The sequence below is a fragment of the Novipirellula artificiosorum genome (assembly GCF_007860135.1).
Classification (GTDB): domain Bacteria; phylum Planctomycetota; class Planctomycetia; order Pirellulales; family Pirellulaceae; genus Novipirellula_A; species Novipirellula_A artificiosorum.
The window spans coordinates 618786-638828 of record NZ_SJPV01000003.1; the positions used below are offsets into that span (position 1 = coordinate 618786).

General features: G+C 54.5%; 14 protein-coding genes. 4 read left to right on the forward strand and 10 right to left on the reverse strand.

Annotated elements, in window-relative coordinates:
* Positions 1-23: 23 nt before the first annotated feature.
* Positions 24-3803 carry an SUMF1/EgtB/PvdO family nonheme iron enzyme gene (locus Poly41_RS12100; protein WP_146526412.1) on the forward strand — a complete coding sequence of 1260 codons (3780 nt, stop codon included), beginning with the start codon at positions 24-26 and terminating at the stop codon, positions 3801-3803.
* Between the two features lie 257 nt (positions 3804-4060).
* Here the strand turns inward: Poly41_RS12100 and Poly41_RS12105 are convergent, their stop codons facing one another.
* Both Poly41_RS12105 and Poly41_RS12110 read right to left on the reverse strand, forming a co-directional pair.
* Entirely contained in the window at positions 4061-5323 is a 1263-nt protein-coding gene (locus tag Poly41_RS12105; protein WP_146526413.1) for a LolA family protein, read from the reverse strand.
* Positions 5324-5325: 2 nt separating this feature from the next.
* Positions 5326-5925 carry an RNA polymerase sigma factor gene (locus tag Poly41_RS12110; RefSeq protein ID WP_197231249.1) on the reverse strand — a complete coding sequence of 200 codons (600 nt, stop codon included), beginning with the start codon at positions 5923-5925 and terminating at the stop codon, positions 5326-5328.
* Positions 5926-6230: 305 nt separating this feature from the next.
* On the opposite strand from Poly41_RS12110, the gene Poly41_RS12115 reads away from it, so the two are divergent.
* Complete coding sequence (locus tag Poly41_RS12115; RefSeq protein ID WP_146526415.1) at positions 6231-6959, forward strand: hypothetical protein; 729 nt, start codon at positions 6231-6233, stop codon at positions 6957-6959.
* A gap of 180 nt (positions 6960-7139) precedes the next feature.
* Here the strand turns inward: Poly41_RS12115 and Poly41_RS12120 are convergent, their stop codons facing one another.
* From Poly41_RS12120 to Poly41_RS12140, 5 genes are all read right to left on the reverse strand, one after another.
* Positions 7140-7784: a YdcF family protein gene (locus Poly41_RS12120; RefSeq protein WP_146526416.1), complete on the reverse strand. Its 645-nt coding sequence runs from the start codon at positions 7782-7784 to the stop codon at positions 7140-7142.
* A 186-nt stretch (positions 7785-7970) separates the two neighbouring features.
* Positions 7971-9014 carry an HlyD family secretion protein gene (locus tag Poly41_RS12125; RefSeq protein WP_197231250.1) on the reverse strand — a complete coding sequence of 348 codons (1044 nt, stop codon included), beginning with the start codon at positions 9012-9014 and terminating at the stop codon, positions 7971-7973.
* Positions 9011-9841: an ABC transporter ATP-binding protein gene (locus Poly41_RS12130; RefSeq protein WP_146526418.1), complete on the reverse strand. Its 831-nt coding sequence runs from the start codon at positions 9839-9841 to the stop codon at positions 9011-9013. The genes Poly41_RS12125 and Poly41_RS12130 overlap by 4 nt, the downstream gene beginning before the upstream one ends.
* Before the next feature lie 5 nt (positions 9842-9846).
* Positions 9847-10974, reverse strand: coding sequence for an ABC transporter permease (locus Poly41_RS12135; protein ID WP_146526419.1), 1128 nt, complete (start codon positions 10972-10974; stop codon positions 9847-9849).
* Positions 10975-11209: 235 nt separating this feature from the next.
* A complete protein-coding gene (locus tag Poly41_RS12140; RefSeq protein ID WP_231615615.1) occupies positions 11210-12256 on the reverse strand; it encodes a FemAB family XrtA/PEP-CTERM system-associated protein in 1047 nt (348 codons plus the stop codon).
* A gap of 337 nt (positions 12257-12593) precedes the next feature.
* On the opposite strand from Poly41_RS12140, the gene Poly41_RS12145 reads away from it, so the two are divergent.
* Positions 12594-13448 carry a PEP-CTERM sorting domain-containing protein gene (locus tag Poly41_RS12145; RefSeq protein WP_197231251.1) on the forward strand — a complete coding sequence of 285 codons (855 nt, stop codon included), beginning with the start codon at positions 12594-12596 and terminating at the stop codon, positions 13446-13448.
* Positions 13449-13997: 549 nt separating this feature from the next.
* Here the strand turns inward: Poly41_RS12145 and Poly41_RS35665 are convergent.
* From Poly41_RS35665 to Poly41_RS12160, 3 genes are read right to left on the reverse strand one after another with little or no spacing between them, the layout of a single operon-like run.
* The gene (locus Poly41_RS35665) at positions 13998-14126 is read right to left on the reverse strand and encodes a PEP-CTERM sorting domain-containing protein (RefSeq protein ID WP_197231252.1); all 129 of its coding nucleotides are present in this window, start codon (positions 14124-14126) and stop codon (positions 13998-14000) included.
* 11 nt (positions 14127-14137) lie between these two features.
* Positions 14138-17215 (reverse strand): efflux RND transporter permease subunit, encoded by a 3078-nt coding sequence (locus Poly41_RS12155; protein WP_146526422.1) that lies wholly within the window; start codon positions 17213-17215, stop codon positions 14138-14140.
* The gene (locus tag Poly41_RS12160; RefSeq protein ID WP_146526423.1) at positions 17212-18480 is read right to left on the reverse strand and encodes an HlyD family secretion protein; all 1269 of its coding nucleotides are present in this window, start codon (positions 18478-18480) and stop codon (positions 17212-17214) included. Before Poly41_RS12160 ends, Poly41_RS12155 begins: the two co-directional genes overlap by 4 nt.
* A 393-nt stretch (positions 18481-18873) precedes the next feature.
* Here Poly41_RS12160 and Poly41_RS12165 point away from each other — a divergent pair, with 393 nt between their 5' ends.
* Entirely contained in the window at positions 18874-19683 is an 810-nt protein-coding gene (locus Poly41_RS12165) for an N-acyl amino acid synthase FeeM domain-containing protein (protein WP_146526424.1), read from the forward strand.
* The last annotated feature ends 360 nt before the right edge of the window (positions 19684-20043 follow it).

Here is a 20043-nt window from a genome sequence, read left to right on the forward strand (position 1 = left end):
GCAAATAGATTTGGAGAATCGTGATGAAGTTTTCTGCCCGCATATTCCAGTGGTTCGCTAGCCTGATTGCCTCTCTGCTCTGGCTTACCGTTTCGAGTGTCGCATCCGCGGAACCCGTCGAAGGTCGATATGTAAGGGTCCGTCTACCTGGTGACAGTCGGACGCTTTCTCTTGCGGAAGTACAGGTTTTCCGTGGTGATGAGAATGTTGCCTTGGGCAAGGGAACCCAGCAGACCTCGATCGGCCACGGTGGCATTTCGTCGCGTGCCATCGATGGTGACACCAACGGCGATTGGAGTGCGGGGAGTGTCACGCACACGGTCAATGACATGCCGACCCCCAGCTGGGAAGTTGATCTCGGCGAGCTGGTGAAGATTGACAAGATTTCGATTTGGAATCGCGACGGTTTTGAAGCCCGTTTGAATGAGGTTGAAGTACTGGTGCTTGGCCAGAATCGAAAAGTTGTTTGGGGTGCTGCAATTCCCAAACCCGCAACGGGAGAGATGGTCCTCGACGTCGCCGGTTCCGAGAGTTCCGTCAAAGTCGGCCAAAAAGTCGCTGAACTCAAGGTGATCCGTAATGTCCAAAAAACTCGGCGTAACGGCCCGAGGATTGCCATGCCAGAGGTCCCCTTGCCAGAGCACAACGACGGCGTGCTAAACGGGCCTTTGATGAACGGCGGACATCATGCCCGTGGAGAAGGCAATCGCGAGTCGTTGCGGTTGGCGATCGAAGATCTCATTAACCAATTCGGTGACAAGTATGCCAAGGGAACGGAGTTCTTGAAGCGGCTGGATGTGATTGACGACGAAAATAGCGATGAATTCGCGACGCTGAAGAAGGAGGCCTTGTTGGCCAACCCGCTGCTTGACTTCGACCACTTGCTGATGGTCCGCAGCAAAAAGGGGCAACGGTTTTCCAAGAATTGGCAGACTCGGGTTTCAGGCGAAGCTGCGGGCGCATACGACGATGAGCTCGTCGTCATGTCGCCGCTTTACGAGGGCGAGATCAAATCCGTTTACAAACCAGACGGCGGCAAGTTTGTCGGCGATGTGGATCTGCACTTCGACGCCAACCGGCTGCTGTTCGCCTCGCACTGTGAAGAAGGTGAATTGAGCGAGGCTCCGGGCGAAGGGATGGGGTATGCCGTGTTCGAACAGAAGATCGATCCCATCAGTGGCGATCCGCGTGGCAAGCCACACCGAGTCACTCCTGACATGGGTGCCGATGTCGATTGCTACGACGCCTGTTACCTACCCGACGACCGTATCCTCTTCGCCTCGACCGCCAGCTATGAAGGCGTGCCATGCGTCGGCGGCAATTCCTATGTCGCCAATCTGTACCGAATGAATTCCGATGGCACGGGCGTTCGCCGTCTCACGTTCGATCAGGATGCGAGTTGGCATCCGACGGTGATGGAAAGCGGCCGTGTGATGTACGCCCGTTGGGAATACACCGACTCGGCTCACTATTTCAGCCGTGTGTTGATGACGATGAACCCCGACGGAACGGATCAAAAGGCGTTTTATGGCAGTAACTCCTATTGGCCCAACAGTATTTTCTTCCCCAGACAAATTCCTGGTCAGCGTTCCATGTTCCTGGCGACAGTGACCGGCCATCACAGCAACGCAAAGGGAGGCGCCCTATGCTTGTTTGATGTTTCCAAGGGCCGCCACGAAGCTGACGGCGCCGTACAGTTGATTACGGGCAGGGGCAAAGAGGTTGAGCCGCTGGTGATTGATGATTTGGCCAAAGTCTATAGCCCAATGTTCTACACCCCGTACCCATTGAGCGATAAGTACTTTCTGGCGGTTACCGGCAACTCGGTCTATCTGCTCGACGTGTTCGACAACATGCTGTGCTTGAAGAAAGCGAACGGCGATGGCGGCTACTTCGAGCCGATTCCACTTCGCACGACAAAACGCCCGGCGCTCATGCCGGACCGGATCGATCTTACAAACAAAGATGCGACGGTGCTTATCAATAACATCTACGAAGGACCAGGGCTGATGAATGTCCCGCGGGGGACGGTGAAAAGCCTTCGCGTCTATCGTTATGAATACGGTCCGCGGCACAAGGGAGGGCACTATTCGATGGGAATGGAGGCTGGCTGGGATGCCAAGCAATTGCTCGGAACCGCGCCGGTCGATGCGGACGGCTCCGCCAACTTCAAGGTTCCGGCCAATACGCCGTTCTCAATGCAACCCCTCGACGCGGAAGGCAAAGCGCTCCAACTCATGCGAAGCTGGACGGTGGCCATGCCCGGCGAGAGGCTTTCGTGTGTTGGTTGCCATGAAAGCCAAGATACGGTCCCCATGATTCAACGCGCTTCGGCCATGAATCGTGCGTCGAGTGAACTCGAACCGTTTTATGGCCCGCCGCGAGGTCTCAGCTTTCAACGCGAGGTCCAACCCGTCCTCGACAAGTATTGCGTAGGCTGTCATGACGGCTCTAACGATCTTACGCCGGACGGCCACGACCGGGCAGGACGTTATCAGGTGGCCGATCGCATCATCGGTACCGGACCGAACACGGGTCTGAAATTTGCCGACTGCGGTATCCCTGATCTTTCGAACCCCAAGGACGCGCACGAAATGCTGCATCCGTACGTTCGCCGCAATGGACCCGAGGGCGATTATCACCTGCTCACTCCGCTCGAGTTCCATGCCGACACGAGTGAACTCGTTCAGATGCTCGAAAAGGGACACCATAACGTGAAGCTCGACGAGGAAGCGTGGGAGCGTCTGATCACCTGGATTGACCTGAACGCTCCCTACCACGGTACCTGGAGCGAGGCGGGGGCAAAGCCGACGATCCTGGAACGGCGGAAGGAGCTGCGCGAGCAGTACGACCTCGTTGACTATGATCCGGAGCGGATCATGAACCCCTATCAGAAGTCGGAGAAATTCGAGCTTCCAGTACAGAACGAGCAAAACGTGGTCCAGCCACAACCAATGCGCGTTGACTCCCACCAGCACGAGACGCTCGCTTTCGAGTTGAGCGATGGGGTGACGATGAAGCTTGTCAGCGTACCCACAGGCGAGTATTCCATGGGTAGCAATGACGAAACGCCCGTCGAGCAACCGGTTTCTCGCGTCAGGATGGACAAGCCGTTCTTCATCGGAACCACGGAGGTTACTCTGGGACAGTTCCGGCAGTTCGACCCTGACTATCTCAACGGCGTGTACGACATGCACTACAAGGATCAGGTGAAGCGGGGCTATTACATGAACGACATGCGGTACCCAGCGATCCGCGTTTCCTGGGACAAGGCCATGGCGTTCTGTGCCTGGCTTTCGAAGAAAACCGGTCGTAAGGTGACCCTTCCGACCGAAGCCCAGTGGGAATGGGCCTGCCGAGCTGGGGCCGATACGCCGCTATCTTTCGGAGGCCTCGATGCCGATTTCTCCAAACACGCCAACTTGGCGGATATTACGGTCCAACAGATGGCAGTAAACGGCGTCAATCCCAAGCCAATCCCCAATCCCAATCATCAAGTCGACTTCGAGCTGAAAGACCCCCGATCAAGCGACGGGGTACTCCACCTCGCCAAGGTAGGCAGTTATCAGCCGAATGCGTGGGGCTTGTTCGATATGCACGGCAACGCTGCCGAATGGACACGGTCCGCTTACAACGCGTACCCATACGATGAAGGCGATGGACGCAACACCGGCAGCGGCAAAAAGGTGCTCCGCGGCGGCTCCTGGCACGACCGCCCGTTCCGTGCCACCTCGAGCTATCGTTTGGGCTTCCCCGAGTGGCAAAGGGTTTATCACGCCGGTTTCCGGGTTGTTGTCGAGTAGGTGTCAGTAGGCTCGGACAGCCGGAAGGACGCGATGCCATCACGGATCGCGATTGATCTTTCTGGAGGAAAAGGGCGATCTCCGTTCCTCCAATAAGGCCATGAGTGCCAAGGAAAGAGCCTTCTGATGCTGAAGCACGATGCTCTGAGATATTTTTCGAAACAGGGTTAGCACGGGGAGTTTGCGGGGCAAACAGAAAAAGGCCGACCCCTTGCCTGGGATCGGCCTTCGAAGAAGTCATGGTGATACAATGTGAATCACTTTGCTTCTAACTCTTGCAACCGTGTTGCGGTAACATCTTCGATTCTCAGGTCGCCGAAGATGACGCGGTACTGGCTGTCGTCAAACTTCCATCGCAGTAGAACCTTATCGGAATCGGCAGCGCTGACTGCGGGGCCATGATAGACGGGGTCTTTACCGTCTGCCTCGAGCGATTCAAAAAACTGTGCACCGTATTTGAGAGTCGAGACCTGGGCGTCATCTATTTGAAAGGATGGGTCGCCTGACTTGGCCCCGTAGATGCTGCCGATCTCAACAACAACACCTCTTATCGAAAGCGTTGCGGGATACTTTCCATCGTTGATTCCTGCAAAGTACTTCAAACCGTCAACAAGCTGGTTTCCATCTTCGAGATGCTCTGCATTCACCTTGTACATAAGCTCGTAACCCTCAGGGATGACCGAGGCGAATGTTGCGGGATCGATCTCCACATCCCACTGGAAATCACTGACAACGATCGTCATCTGCTCGTTGCCATTCTTGTCAGTGATCTCGAGGGTTATTTCGACGGGCCAACTGGTCGCAACATCAACCCACAAACTGCCGGTGACTTTAGCAGAGGTCTTGCCTACTGCCTCCATCAGTCCTCGGCCACCGGGAAAGCCAGCTGTGGCAGAGACATCATTGGATTGAATGCCCTCGACGGTGAGACCGTTGATCTCGCGACGGCCTAGTTTCTTGTAGTCACCCCGCAAGAAGGCTTCTACGATGAGCTTTGGATCTCCGTTCTCGATGCGTTTTTCCTCCGTAAGCTCCACTTCGATATACTTCTTTTGAGCAGGAAAGATAGAGATATGTGACCTCTTATCTGCAAGCGTAAAAGATCGCCCCAGCAACTGCTTTCCCAAATAGGTATCCAGTCGCGTGCCGTGTTCGTCGGCGAGTGTCGCCTCGATCTGGAACTGTACCGGTTGTCCATTTTCAGTCGTCTCGACTTTAGCCTTGTAGACGACCGCTTTAGCGGCGGCAACCTGATCTCGGACCTGAGCCCAGATTGTGCTGGACGTCCCATCCAATAACAACAAACTCGCAAACACCCCAATCAGAATGACCGCTGCTGCTGCGAACCTAACGATTTTTGAGCTCATGGTAAATCTCCCTGCGTTGGCAAGCCGAGTTTGACTTGCATTGAAATTGAGAAGCAGTTTTTGTTGGAGTAGGTCTTTGTGTGCCAAGTCAATCGCATCGTCAAATGTGATGTCCTGCAATACCTGCTCGATATCTTTCGTGTTGTCATTCATCTTTACACCTCACCATGTTGATCAGCAGTAGCTCTCAGTTGTTTTCTCAGACTACTGAGTGCTCGCGAAAGCTGGCTGCGGGTCGTAGCTGGGTTTTGGCCCAGGATTTCGGCAATTTCGTTTAGTTTCAGCTTTTCAAAAAAACGTAACGTTATAACACTTTGTTGCTTTGGCTTTAGCGTTAACAGCGCCTGCTTGACAGGGAGAAGCTCCTCTTGAAGTTCGCAAGTCGATTCGGCGTCGAGCGTATGATCACCGCCGTGTGTCAGAGCAATATCGCGGATTGCATCTGCCCGTCTTTTTGCTGTTCTCAAATGATCGTTGACAGCGTTGGTAGCGATGCGATACAGCCAATTTCGAAAATCTCTTGAATTTCCCTTAAAAGAAGAGAGCATTCTCATCGCCTTGAAAAAGACGATCGATGTTACATCTTCTGCGGTGTGACGGTTGAACAACCTGCGGGCGCAATAGCGAAAGACGTTGTCGTAGTGCAGCCTATACAGCTGGGCAAAAGCTGCACTATCACTGCATGCCTCCTTAATCAAAGTGTCCTGATCCTGGTCCTGGTCGGCGTCGCTATTTTGCAGGTTCATGGTTTTCATTGTCAGCTTCTTATTCGCTGCGGCTGTCATTGTTGTTATAAACGCCGGGAGGGAAAAAACGTTGCACAAAATCCTCCCGATTACGCCAGCCCCGCACAAAAAACGGTCCCGATCGGGACTCGCTTGCAACGACTCCTAAACTCGACCCGGGCCAGAGCTCACCATACCCATGTCCTTGTGGACAAACGGCTACGACGGAAAGCAGACCCCAGCATCGGGTGACCTGACCAAGTTTCGCATCGAAAGGACGGGCAGCCTCTCCAGTTTATCTTGCATCGAATCGCCGAAAACGCTACGAAGTGAGAATGGCTGATTCTCAACCCGCCCCATCACGACACCTTGCCCTGCATCGAATACCGAACAGTCTTGTGGTTCTGGTGGCCGTGGCATTGTTGCTGCAGGGTCCTGTCGGTGCGTTTGAGGCGTTTTGGATCTACACCAAGTCGCTTGTGCTTTCGCTTCTCGGCGGCGAGGACTTACTCATCCAAGTTCTCTTTCAAACCGCACCATTGGCATTAGCGACCGCAGCCGTTACCTTCGCGATCCGATTTGGGTGGCTTCGCTTTCGCTCGCCAACGGCGTTAGTGATTTGCAGTGCCGTCATCATTGTGGCGACGTGGATTGGCGGACAGCTCCGCTATCGTGCTGCAACGAAGCAATGGATCAAACCATCGCTCGCGAGTGCGACGCAGCGAACGTCCGTGTCACTGAACGAACTTCGCGTTCAAAACGTCGATGCACCGGCCAGCCGAGACGACTCAAGCGTGTCACTCAAGGAAGCCTGTGGGATCCTGGCGGATGGCGATTTTGGGCGATTCAACCCACAGGCAGCAGTTCCCCGGGTAAGCTTGATGCCTGAATCTGGCAGTCTTCTCGGAATCATCGGGCGAGGGTTGAATCAGCTACTCGGCTACCTCGTCGTCTATCAACCCCGTTTGTTTCTCGCCGCGATAATCCTGGGTGCCTACATCGGATGCAGTCTACAGTCGCTACTGAAAGACAGCGGCTTGGTGCGAAGTCGAATCCATTGCTAGCCCGGAGCAATCATGTAGGCTGGCAACAAGGTCGCACACGCTGCCGGAGCGGCGTAAATGCCTTCTTTGTCGTGCGCAGTGTGCGAGTTGAGAGGACGAGCAATTTGCGACCGAAGTTCCGGCACAACAAGCATTTACTTGTTCCGGCCTACATCGGTCATGGACAAACCGGGCCACCCGTCACGTGCCGACAAAGTAAACAAACAACTTGGCGTACTCGATCCAAATCGGTGCATCGATTTCTGCACCCTCGCTTGCTACGGAGGCCGAATAGACCTGCACATCAATCTGAGGAGAAAACGCTCGTTGAAAACAAAGTCGGCTTCGCCGCGTATGCGGAGCAGAGGTAACCACCACGATGCTCTTCAGGCTCGATTCTTGCTCTGCAACGGCCCGTGCTTCGCTCAGTGACCCAAACATCGAGTTCTTCGCTGAAACGGTCGAGACCTTTTCGGCGGGAACTCCAAGCCACTCCAAATAGGCGATAGCTCGCTGCAGTCGAGTTTCCAAACGCTGCTGCACAAAGTTGTACCCGGCTGGCTCGCTCTCATCTAAGAGAATCAGCCGCGGTACTTTCCCCATATGGAATAGATCCGAGGCAGCATGAAGACGCTCCCAATAGGCGTACCCGTCTGCCATCACATACGCGGCATCGCCCGTTGCATCAGGGTCATGAACCAACAGAGGATAGGCAACCAATCCGCGAATGCTATGAAACGAGAGTAGAAATGTCGACAACAGCCAGACGCCAATCACAATGAAGAAACGCCGTCGCCAGCGGCTTCGCCGCCGTGAAAAGTTTGGTGCGAGTTTGGGTTTGCTCATGAACGCAATAGGGGGCGTGTGTTTGAGTAACGACAAAGGGCGCGTTGAAGACGACTGAAGGCCCGCCACACGTCTCTCGTAAGCACATCGTTGAACCACATGCCTATTGGTATGCGTTTTTTCCTGGCACGCGAGGCGATGCCCACGCGGTAAAACAAAAAAACACGAGGGCGCCTGATCCGTATTCTAATCAGCTTGGATAAAGACATCGACCGGTAAGCCGACGGGCAAATCCGTTCCCTGCTGTAAATCAACCCAGATTCGGCGGTTGTACGTGTCCGTACGCTCACCGGCCCACTGACCGTACATCCGCTTAGGATTCATCTGCGGCTCCACCTCGACGACTTTTCCCGTCGCAATCACGCGATCCGAAGCGTCGCAGATGACTTGACAGACTTGGCCAAGCCTAACGTTCATGGCGTCAAACTCATCGACTTCAGCGACTGCCTTGAGCCGTTTCGTATCGGACATGACAATCAGTGCGTCGGCAGCGTCGGGGCCGGTTAGCTCGCCGACTTCGGCTTCAATTGCTAAGATCTGGCCATCAATGGGGGCCACGATTCTTGTACGATCAAGATTGATTTTGGCGATTGCATACCTTGCCTCTGCAGCTCCCACCGCAGCACGAGTCGCCATCAGATCTTCAGCTCTCGCAGGCAGTTCAAGCATTTCGAGTCGTCCCTTGGCGGCTGCGGATGTTGCGCGAAACGAGGTCAGTTGCGAGTAGAGATCGTCGAGCACCTGTTGGCTGCCCGCACCTTGTTCATGTAGCTTGATTGCACGAGCGTAGGCTTTTTCGGAACCTGCTAACCTCGCCATCGTTGCATTGTACTCTTGCCGTGCCGTTTCAATCTCGCTGGCTCGATAACCGTTCTCGAGTCGCTCCTTTTTTGCGTTGGCCTCAGAAAGCAAAGCTTGCGCCAAGTCGCATTCCTTGATAAAACGAGCTGCATCGAGTGCAAGTAGCACATCGCCAGCGGATACCCATTGACCTCTTGCAACAAAAATATCATCAATCTGTTCGGCAAGACGAGCGCGAATCTCGATCGAGTCGGTTCGTCCCTCGATTCGCCCGGCGGCACGAATGGTCCTTTGCGTTACGAGGGCCTGAATGGGTACGCCATCCAAGGGCTGGGTACCAATGCCCAACGACTGCCGCCGGTGCTCGTGAACAGCCAGCGCACTTCCGAAGATAACAATCGTCGCAATAGCGGTGAAAATCGTTCTCACTTGAATCGTCCGTTTTCGATCTCGCAAATCCGATCAGCGTATTTTGAGATACGGGGATCGTGAGTCACCACGATCGTTGCCGAACCCGTCACTCCGACCAGCTCCCTTAGCAGTTCCATAACCTCTATTCCTGACTTGCCATCGAGGGCAGCGGTCGGCTCATCGGCTAACAGTAGTTTAGGCGACGTAATCACGGCCCGGGCCAATGCCACTCGTTGACACTGGCCCGGACTCATCGCGGTCGGTAGGTGTTTGCGGTGGGTCTCTAAACCAACACGCCCGAGCAAGTCACCCGCTTGCACGCGGGCATCCGCAAGAGTCGCTCCTTGCAGCGTGAGAGGCACGGCCACGTTGTCTTCGGCGGACAAACCACGAATCAATTGAAATCGCTGAAACACAAATCCAACGTTATCCCGCCGCACCGATGTTCGTTCTGCAACACTCAAAGTATCGACCCGGCGATCGGCAATGGTGACCTTGCCCGAGTCGGCTTCGAGCAAGCACCCCAAAATAGAAAGGAGAGTGCTCTTGCCGCTTCCGGAGGGTCCCGATAGAAAAACGCATTCGCCCGAAGCGGCCTGAAAATCGACTCCGTTGAGTACCCAGCGTTTCTCGCCGCCAATGTTGTAGGACTTCCGCACCTGGGTCGCAGACAAGACAATTTTCGTTTCAGCAGCAACCGATTTCCGGGTTGGCTGCTTTGCGCTTACTGGATGGGCGCTCTCCCCTGTTTGCAGTTCTGGGAAGACCCCATCGCTTGAGCCAAGCGGATACGGGTCAGCAGCATTGCCGAGTGAAATATTGCCGAGTGAAACATCGTGAGTCATTCGTATCAACCCTGTAAAACGGAATGCGGATCGACGCGGCGAACACGCAAGTACGGAAGGGCTGAGGCTGCCAAGCAGATCACAAAGACCAAGACGGCACTGGCGAGATAGAGCTCCAATGGAATCGTAATCGCTGCACGAGGCGAGCTGAAGATCGCTTGGATCACGTAGGACAAGACGATACCGATACTGATACCGACGACAGCAACCACCGTCGACTGAGCCCCCAATAGCAACACAATCTCACGCTCGGTCGAACCGATTGCTTTGAGCGTCGCGAACTCGCTAATCCGATCGAGAACCATCGCATAAAGCGTTTGTGCGACCATGACCAGCCCCACAAGAAGCCCCAAGCAGGTCGCAGCGCCAAAACTGAGCCCGATGCCGGTGCGAGTCATCCAAAAATTGATGCTCGTTGCAGCGTAATCTTCCGCTGGCACTGCGGTCACATCATCGAGTCGACTCTTGATCGCTGCACACACTTGATCGCGATCAGCTCCCGGCTTCACACGAACGAGAAAATAGGAGGTCATCGTGGGATCAGCAGCCGCAAAGTCGACCGCACGGTCGTAATGCGTGAAGATGTAGGGTGTGACCAAGAAACTGAGCACACCATGGGACTTACCTGAGATCCTCGCACGTCGCCCACCAATTTCGCGAATCTCTCCAATCGTTGGATCGAAGAGCTTGTCATCATCGCATTGATCGACAATCACCCCATCGGCGTAGGAAAGTGCATCGGCCGGGCCATCGACAATTTCATAGGCCCGCCCAAGTTCAGAACCTTCTGTGACACCCACGACCATGACACCCTCGAAATTGCCATCTGGCAGAGCAATTTCAGAAAAGTAAATGCGAAGTGGTTCGGCGGACTCGACCCCTGGAACACTGCGAACTCGATGGATCCAACGCTCGGGAATATGATGAGGAAAATCAACATTGTGCATTCCGCGATGACCGACCCAAATATCGGCACCACTTCGATCCACCAAAAGGCTAGCCTTGCTCATTAAGCCAATAAAGAGTCCACCTTGAATATTGACCAACACCACCGAAAAAATGACACCGATCAAGCCCGCCAGCAGTTTTCCGCGGTCGCAAAGTAGCGTTCGAAGAGCGATATTCCAAAGCATAAGGTCCGCTCACTCTAACGGATCGGAAAAGTCCATTGATCTCCTATAAACGCACTTCTCATGTATCGGCAGGCAGTCGGCTGAGGCTCCAGAAAAAAATCGCGATCCGAGTTTGAGAATAAAACAGACTGCGCACGTTGGAGTGGTAGGCTTTAGCCGATTCAACAAGGATCCAGCACGCAATCGGCTAAAGCCTACCACTCCAACGAATCATCCGGGATAGTCCCTCGCCGCCCTACGGAATCCCGCGGACGATCGGTGGCCCCATGATCTTGGTCAGCCAAACCGGTAAGCGCTGCCATACTTTTACCATCCGCTGCTTGCCCGACGCATCGGGACGCATTTCGTCAGGTGATCCCTTGCGAACGTAATACTGCCAAACGGCTGGATACGGCTGGGCGCCCCATTGTGCCTTGAATTTGTAAGTCCCGCTCTCTTCACTACTACGGCCAAAATCAAAGATTTGACTTCCTCGCTGAATCGCACGTTCAAGAAGATTCACGTACATCAACATATTCGCACCCGTCCGATTGAATTCTCGCAAACTACTGGCGCTGGGGACTTCTGTCACTCCGCCAACGTGAACCAGCAATCCACACGCAATTGGACGCGTTCCCTTGCGAACGAGACACAACTCCGCATCGCTCTTGAACTGCTGAAGAATGCTCGAAAATAGAGTGCGAGAAAAAACGGGCGTACCGAGGTCACGCATGTTATGAGCGAACACCGTGTAGAAATCATCCAACAACTCCGCACCACCAAACCGAACGGCCAAACCGTACTCGCCCGTTTTTTTGATTTGGCTGCGTAGCTTCGACTTGAACGACTTCATCAACGCCTCTGCCGACTCAGGCAATTCAAGTCGCATATGAACCTTATCGGTACGTTGATAATTCAATCGCGGATGGTCGACCGGGCATTCATGTCGAAGCTCCAGGTATTTCACATCCAACTGATCCGCCAAGTCACATGCCGAATCGACCAATTGACCCGCGACCTCCCGGTCCTGTGCCCATACTCCTCCCGTATTGAGATAAGGAAGGCTGACAAGAAAACGTCCAAAGATTGGCCCGGTAACCAATACCAACGGCAATAACCCCGTTGTCTCGTCGCCAGAGCACGCACGAAGGAAGAACACCTGGTGACCAAGGCCTTTCGAAACACTCTCGACCCAGGCAGCCCGGTGACCGTTGAGCCGCGGAAGTGCAGCGGTTTCGCTTGTGATCCCCAACTCCATCCTGGAACCATCCGATACCCAATCGAGTCGTTCAACCTGATTCACGGATCACAAGCCAAAATAGTGTACATAGGAATATTCATTGTCGTTTCATGCTGTATGTCATCTGTACCACCAAGATACCTGACACCCACAATAAGTCGCAGGGGTTTTCAACGAAGGATTGATTTCTATGCTGCACACAATACACCACACCCTGACGCGGGGGTTAAAACCATGGTTTTAGGGTTGTTTTGAAAAAATGGGGGATTTAAATGGGTCATATGGGGTTTAACGACGCGTTCTAGTCATGGAAGCAATTGGGGGGACCGACGCTTGCGCCCCCACTCACACGTGTAGTGCAAACTGACGGTCAGAATTAACGACATCAATGAGAAACAACATGATGAAGAACTTCAATGCTGTGCTTGCCTGTTGGGCCGTGACACTCACGAGCCCCGTTTTCGCGGGCGTGATTGCAGATAGCGGCTATATCGAGGATCGATACATTGGCGGTACCGATCATGGCCAATTTAGCGTCCCGGATGACTCCATTGGCGACCAACGTTTTGACATCCAAGGGTCGAGCGTGGCGCTCTCTGGCAACCGATTGGAATGGACGATCCATACCAACTTTGTGTTAACCCCGAGTGCGCTGACCGCCCAATACGGTGATCTGTTCTTCGGATTTCAGGATTACGCTCCGTTTTTGTCAGGCGATGCCGGGCTTTCCGACGGATGGTATGGAAAATCGGACACGATGGCGAGTGGCACGCAATGGCAGAATGCCGTTCAGCTGAACGATACTCTCACATCCAATGGCGGAGGTGTCACGCTTTACGGGATCGATACGTCGAACTACGCCGATGCAGTCCTCGCTTCCGATGATTTCTTTGGCAGTGGCTCAATTTTCCGAAATGGCCAAGAAGTGCGAGTCGATGAAAGTTGGGGCGGGAACACGTCTTATAATCCGTTAAGTTACACCGGCGGTTGGTCTCGTGATACGACGAACAAGACACTAACGATTTACTTGGAGTCAGCCGACATCGCCTCGCTGTTTGGTTTGTCGCAAGATGGGATGTTAGCGTATCACTGGGGAATGACGTGCGGTAACGACGTCGTCGAAAACTCAACTCCCTTCGAAGTCACGCCACCGTTACCTTTCGGCACGCCGACACCGGAACCCGCCTCGATTGCAATCTTTGGCATCGGAGCGGCTGGTTTGGCGTTCAGTCGTCGTCGCAGGAACGCGGCGTAAAAGACGGCTCGCGATGGTGTACTCAACGTCGACGAAACGATGCGGCATTTGCTTCGCGTGTTCGCATGCCGACTGCTCGGGTCGCTCGCACAGCAACGTCAGCTTGTTCTCGATGGCATCCACGAAGTGGGAAAGTGTCCTGCAGAGTTGGACGGTAAAAGCCGCGGGTCGAGTCGCCGTGATTCTATTGGGTCAGGGCCAACTGCATGGGCTTGCAAGGTAGGGCGGCAGAGCCGCATCGTACGTTAGCCTTTCTAGGCTGACTTTCAGGCTAGAAAGCCTGACGTACTCTAATTCGGGCAAGATAAGATCAAACGCGGCGATAACGGATGCAGGTTTCGAGGGACGTAGCCTTAAAACACGGCAACCTGGCGACGGTTGTCGAATTGGTTCAGGTCGCCGATCCCGGCCAAGAACGCCATGTCTAATTCGCCTTCGCTCTTGTGCGACACCGATTTCCCGATCGATCCCTAAACAAAAACGCGGTCGTTTTGGTCACGACCGCGTTTTCTCTTTTCAAAGTCCATTCGAACAGACACTTCAGCAACGTTACTTTCGTCGGCGACGAAGACTGGCACCGGCCATGCCAAAAGCAGCGAAGCCAAAGATAGCCAGCGACGCTGGTTCCGGAGCAGCACTTAGACCAGAATGCGTATTGCTCGGCGGCGGACCAGTCACGAAGGACTCGCTCAGCCCGTAACCGGTCGATTTCGAGGTTTGATCAATTCGAAGCAGGCGGGGGTAAAGCAAAGCGCGATCGCCGTCGCGCCGACCACGCCACCCGCGATCACAATCATCATCGGCGGCCAAAACACGCCTCCTCGCAAAATCAACGGAAGGACTCCGGCGACGGTGGTCACCGAAGTGGTGAAGACATGACGAGTCGAGGCGTAGACACTGCGCTCAATCGGCTGAGATTGCTGTTCACCGATTTGGCATTCACTCAGGACGACGATGGAATCGTTGACCGCCAATCCGACCATTCCCGCCATTCCGATCAGAGAGATGATTCCAATTGGGTAGCCAAAGAGCCACAGACTGCCGAGCCCGAGTCCGACAGCCAGCACGGTAACGCCCATGATGATTAGGGCTAAGCGAAACGATCCGAACGTCAAGACCAGGACGGCGACAGCCAAGACCGCAACGACGGCCGAGAAAGCCGCTAGGTTCCCAACCGCGGAATCACGCTCGGAACTAATACCGCCGAAGTCGTAACGATAGCCTCGAGGCAAAGCGAATCCCTTGGCCTGGATCTGTGCCTTGAAATCCTGCTCGATCGCGATCGGCAGCCTGCCGGCTTCGACGTACGCGGACACGATGTTGCAGCGCGATGAATTGCGGCGAAAAATGCTGAAGATTTGCGGTTTCACTCTCCAATGCGCTAAACTGCTAAGCGGGACGACTTGCGGAAGATTTCCTGGCGTCACCAACGGCATCGACAGAACCCGCGCTGGATTGGTCGCTTGGCTATTTTTCAGACGGACTCGAATCGGAATTTCTTCGATCTCCTCACTCATCTTGGCCGCGATCACTCCGTCGAGGCGGTCTCGTAATTGCCGCGAAATGAATTCGTCCATCAACCCCGATCTCTCGGCTTCGCTTTGCTCGATGTCCAAATCAAATACCGGTCCCCCTGGATCGAGCGAGGTGCGAGTGTGAATCACCCCGGGAACCTGCATCAACAACGCTTGCGTTTGGTCGCCAAGTTCGGCCAATTTTTCCAGAGACGGGCCATAAAGACGAAACTCGATCGGTGCTGGTGCAGGCGGACCCTGTTCAATCAGCGTCACAATGCACTGGGCTTGTGGCAGTTGGTTGTCAAGCTCGGTCTGGATTTGCCGGATCAAGTCGACTGCTGCGGTCGGCGTAGATAATTGCACCAAGCCTTGAGCAAAGTTGGGCCGGTTGTCCTCTAATGCAACCATGCTGTAGTGCAGTTTGGGTGCGCTCTTCCCAACGAACATCGCGACGTCTTCGACCTCGGGATGCCTGATCACGACCCGCCGCGCCAACATCGCTGCCTGTTCGGTTTCGCTAATCGATGCATCGGTGGGAAGTCGCACGGAAAAATGGAAATGATCCCGCTCGGCGACAGGGAAAAATTGCTCCGGCAACGTACGGGCAACATGGAAACCGCATGCCGGCACGATCAAGGTCAAACCGATCGCAAGCAGTGGAAACCGCAGAATGATTTGCAAAAACTTTGCATACGCTCGTGCGAGCAGGTTAGGTTTTGAGCGATGGATATCGAAATACGGTACATCGAGTTCGGCCGCTGTTGAGCTTGGACGTAAACACCATGCAGCCAGTACTGGAATCAAAGTCAATGACAACACCAGCGATCCGATCAAGCATGCAATCACCGCCCACCCCAGTTGTTCCATGAATTCGCCAGTGGGACCACCGATGAGTAGAATCGGACAGAAGCCCAGGATCGTCGTCACGTTGGCCCCCAGCAGGGGTTTGGTCAGTCGGCGAATGCTATGACGCAACGCCTCAAAAGCCTCGTCCCCCGCATCCAATCGCCTTTGGATTTCGTCGACGACAATGATCGGGTTATCGATCAGCATTCCGAGCGCCAGGATCAACCCCGCTATCGACATTTGGTGCAACGAAATGCCAAACGGAATCATCAAAAAGAACACCATGCAAAGCGTCAGCGGCAGTGCAGTGCAAATGGGAATGGCTGCCCTCCATCCCATCATCATACAAACCACAACAATCACGAGGGCCATTCCCATCCCCAGACTTTGGTACAGATTCCCGGCTCGCTCGTCCGTATATCGCTTCTGGTCAAACAGAATGGCTATTTCCAACCCCTCGGGTATCGACGATTGAAAATCATCCAGGACTTGTTGTTGCCGATCGGTCCACGCGTCGATCCCGTAGGAATCATCCATTCGCGTGGCCACCACCGCGGCGCGTCGGCCCTGGACAATGGCGGTTTGATCACGGGGCTGACGCTCGCTGCGGCTGATCGTGGCGACATCACCGAGCAGCAGTCGTCGGTCGGACGGGTCGCCTCGCAAGACCAGCGATCGCAAATGATCCAGGCTATCGACGTCACCCGCCAAACTGACCGGCATCGTATGTCCCGATGACTGGGACAACGCATCAAGCCCCTCGGAATCTCGAGCACGTATCCGACTCGCGATCTCTTGGATGGTGATCCCCATTGCGGCAATCGTCTGCTCGTCGATTTCGACTGCGATTTCCTCGCTGGGAATCCCAAACGTTTCGGTAAACCGGGTTCCCAGCACGAAACTTAAACGGTTGTCTAATTCCTTGGCCCAGCGTGCCAGCAAACCAGCGGGAACCGCCGTGTTTTCTTTTTCGTACAATGCGACAACGCGGGTATGCGAACCCCAGCGCCGTTCGTCGACCAACACCGGGACCGTGGCTCGAGCCGGCAACTGACCGGCAACCTCCGACAACTTGTCTTGGATTTTTGACCACGACTGAGTCACGTCGGTCACCTCGTCCGTCAACCGAATGAACACCAAGGAAACCCCCCGCAGCGACGAGGACTCAATCGATCGCACCGTACCCGCTTCACGCAGCATCCGTTCAATCGGTTCGGAAATCAGCGACTCGATCTCCAGTGGTTCCGCACCCGGCAACTGAGTCGTGACATATCCCCACCGAACTTGAGACTTTGGGTCTTCTCTCGCAACTCGAGTGTAAAATCCTGCAACTCCACTGACGATGATCAACGCCACGGCCAGAATCACCAGTCGCGGATTTTGGTAGGCAGAACGCAGCATCATCCACCTTCGACAATGCGAACGGTCATTCCCGGCACGACCTTGTGAACACCTTCCGCAATAATCAGTGACCCATGGGGAAGAGTCGCGGAAACCATCGCACCGACCCCATCGGAATGAAGGATCGTGACGTCGAATTTTTCAACCGTGTAGGTAGGAACCTTATCCGGTTGTTCGCGGTCCTCGTTGGGCTGCAAACCGTAGAACGACCAGAGTCCACGGATGCTTGCCGTCAACGCAGAAAGCGGCACGTACATGCATTTGCACTCGACGCTTTTGGATAACTCGATCGTACAGGCTTGGCCTGGCAAGACCCGTTCTGCGGCATCCACCTGCAATGGAAACAAGATGTCGACGGTACGCATCGTTTGATCAATCTCAGCGATTCCGCGTGGTTTGGATACGGAGTAGGATTTCCCATCAATACGTAGACTCTCGACGTTGGAAATGCACTTGATCGATGAGTAGGGAATCGAAAACCGACATTCATACAGGTTAGCCTCATTGATTTCCAAGACGCTTTGTCCTGCCGTTAAGGTAACGCCTTCATCCTGATGCCGTTTGACGCAGTAAGCGTCAAACGGAGCAAACAGCACCATTTTCTTTAGCTGCACATCGATAAGTTCCATCTGTGCATCGATCGCATCGACTCGGCTTTGTTGGGCGCCCACATCCTCCACACGACTTCCCGATTCGAGTGCCTCAAGTCGATGCTCTGCCTGCTGCAACGCAAACTCGGCGGCTTGGTAGGTGTAGGTTGCCTGATCCACCTCCGCTCGTGCGATCGCCTTTTCTTCGTAGACTTTCTCGTTGCGTATCTTGTTGGTCAGCGCCCGTCGCAATTCCACGTTCAACCGCATGACTTCCGCCCGTGCCTCTTCAATCACCTCCGCACGTTCGCCTCGCTGCAACCGATCGAGCAACGCGCGTTCCGTTTTCCGCTGCGTCAAGAGCACGTTCTTTTCCGCTTCCAACAACGAAGTGTCCAACAGAGCCAGGACTTGTCCGGCGGCGATTCGTTGGCCTTCGTTGACCCGTACTTCTTCCAATCGGCCCGGACGTTCGAACGACAGCGTTGCTCGACGGGCCGGTTCGACGCGACCGTAATACGTGATCGGGTAAGAAAACGAAGAACGATATTCCACCGCGATCGCCGTGACGGGCAAAACGGCCAATTTGGGTGGATGGCGCTGCGTCTCCCGCTGACAGCCAACCACTAGCATCACCGACGTGGCCGCTGCTAGTTGGATTGCGAGGCGTAGGGGCATATCGCCGGGCTCGAGAGAATTGAATGAAAATCAGGAAAAGTCGCTACCCTTTGCATCTTCGTTAAAGCCTTGCTAATCGGCAACGAAAAAAAACAATCGAGGATGGAATTCGCCCGCATTTACCGCTGATAACGCAACAAAAACCTCCCCTCTAAGAAATCGAGCCAAGAAACCCCATGAAGAAATCCAGTCACCTGTCCCGATAAGAAACCTGACGGGTGATCCTTGTGAAACCACTAGAATCCACCTTGACCAACACGGCGCGTTCCTGCGACACAGACCTCACCCTGAGGGCGACCAGCATGGAAGCGAGTTTGCCTGATTCGTCAGGCTTTGTACATGACCGAAACGGAGCAAAACTTCAAACCGGTCATGGTTTCGCGGAGAATTTCGATGGATCGAAATACCAATCTCCGATCTTCGGGATCGGAATCGACGACTGACCAGGGGGGGCGTGTTTTGCCATTTCCTGGACAATCCCTAGCACACGCCCCCACAAATCGTGATTGCGTCGAGTATCGCACCGCGCGGTCCCATGCGGACTTTCGAGGCGCCTTTGAATTGCTGCAAGCCCGCTATGCGGAAGCCGGATTGGCGACGGCGAACGCAAAGTCGCTGAGGGTACTGCCTTACCATCTCTGGACGGAAACCCAGATTTTTGTGGCGGTCAAGCGGACTGCGGCTCACCGCGATCAAATCATCGGCAGTGTCAGTTTGGTTTGTGATGGAAATTCCGGGGGGATTCCCATGGAGTCGACATTCGGCGAAGCCGTCACCAACTTGCGTCGAAAGGGAGTTCCGTTTGGCGAGGTTTGTTCGCTGTGTGTTGAATCGCTCGGGGCGCGATCCAGCGTGGAGATGTTTGGGCAATTGACTCGAATCATGATGTATTTCGCGAGGCGACGAAAACTGCAGACGCTGCTGGCGGTCGTCCACCCACGCCACTCAAAGTTCTACCAACATGCAATGGGATTCCAACCGATTGGCGGATCGGCGCCGTATCGCCAAGTCGGTGGCCAGCCGGGCATTCCGGTCCTCGGTAGCGTCAATGATCAATCGCAATACCGGGCACGCTGGCGCAAGTACTATTTTGACGGAGTCTACGATGACGCCGAATTGCAGCCGTATCCGATGAATCAAATAGAGCGGATTTACTTCCAATCCTATATGGCCACCGACCAAGCAGCCACCCGAGCTGCGTAGCCACGGCGTCCGTTACCGAGCATTAAAGTACGTCAGGCTTTCTAGCCTGACCGTCCGCCTCGATTCGTCACGATCTCCCCACCTTTTGGTGAATCGGATGTCCGGCCGTCCGCCTAGAAAGGCCAACGTACTTTGCGGCCTCGCCGCCTCTAGCCGTCACAGCCTGCAATCCGTTGAATCGGCACAATCGGCACATTATTCCGTGTTCGGATGAATCGATGACACGAATCGGGTTGCCAGCCCGCCAGGCGAAAAGAACGCGACCTACTGTTTGGCAAAGAGAAAGAAACCGGGGGGTTTCTCTGACGGCATGACCACTTGTCTTGCCGCTTTTCGCATTCTAATCGCAAACCCCTTTGA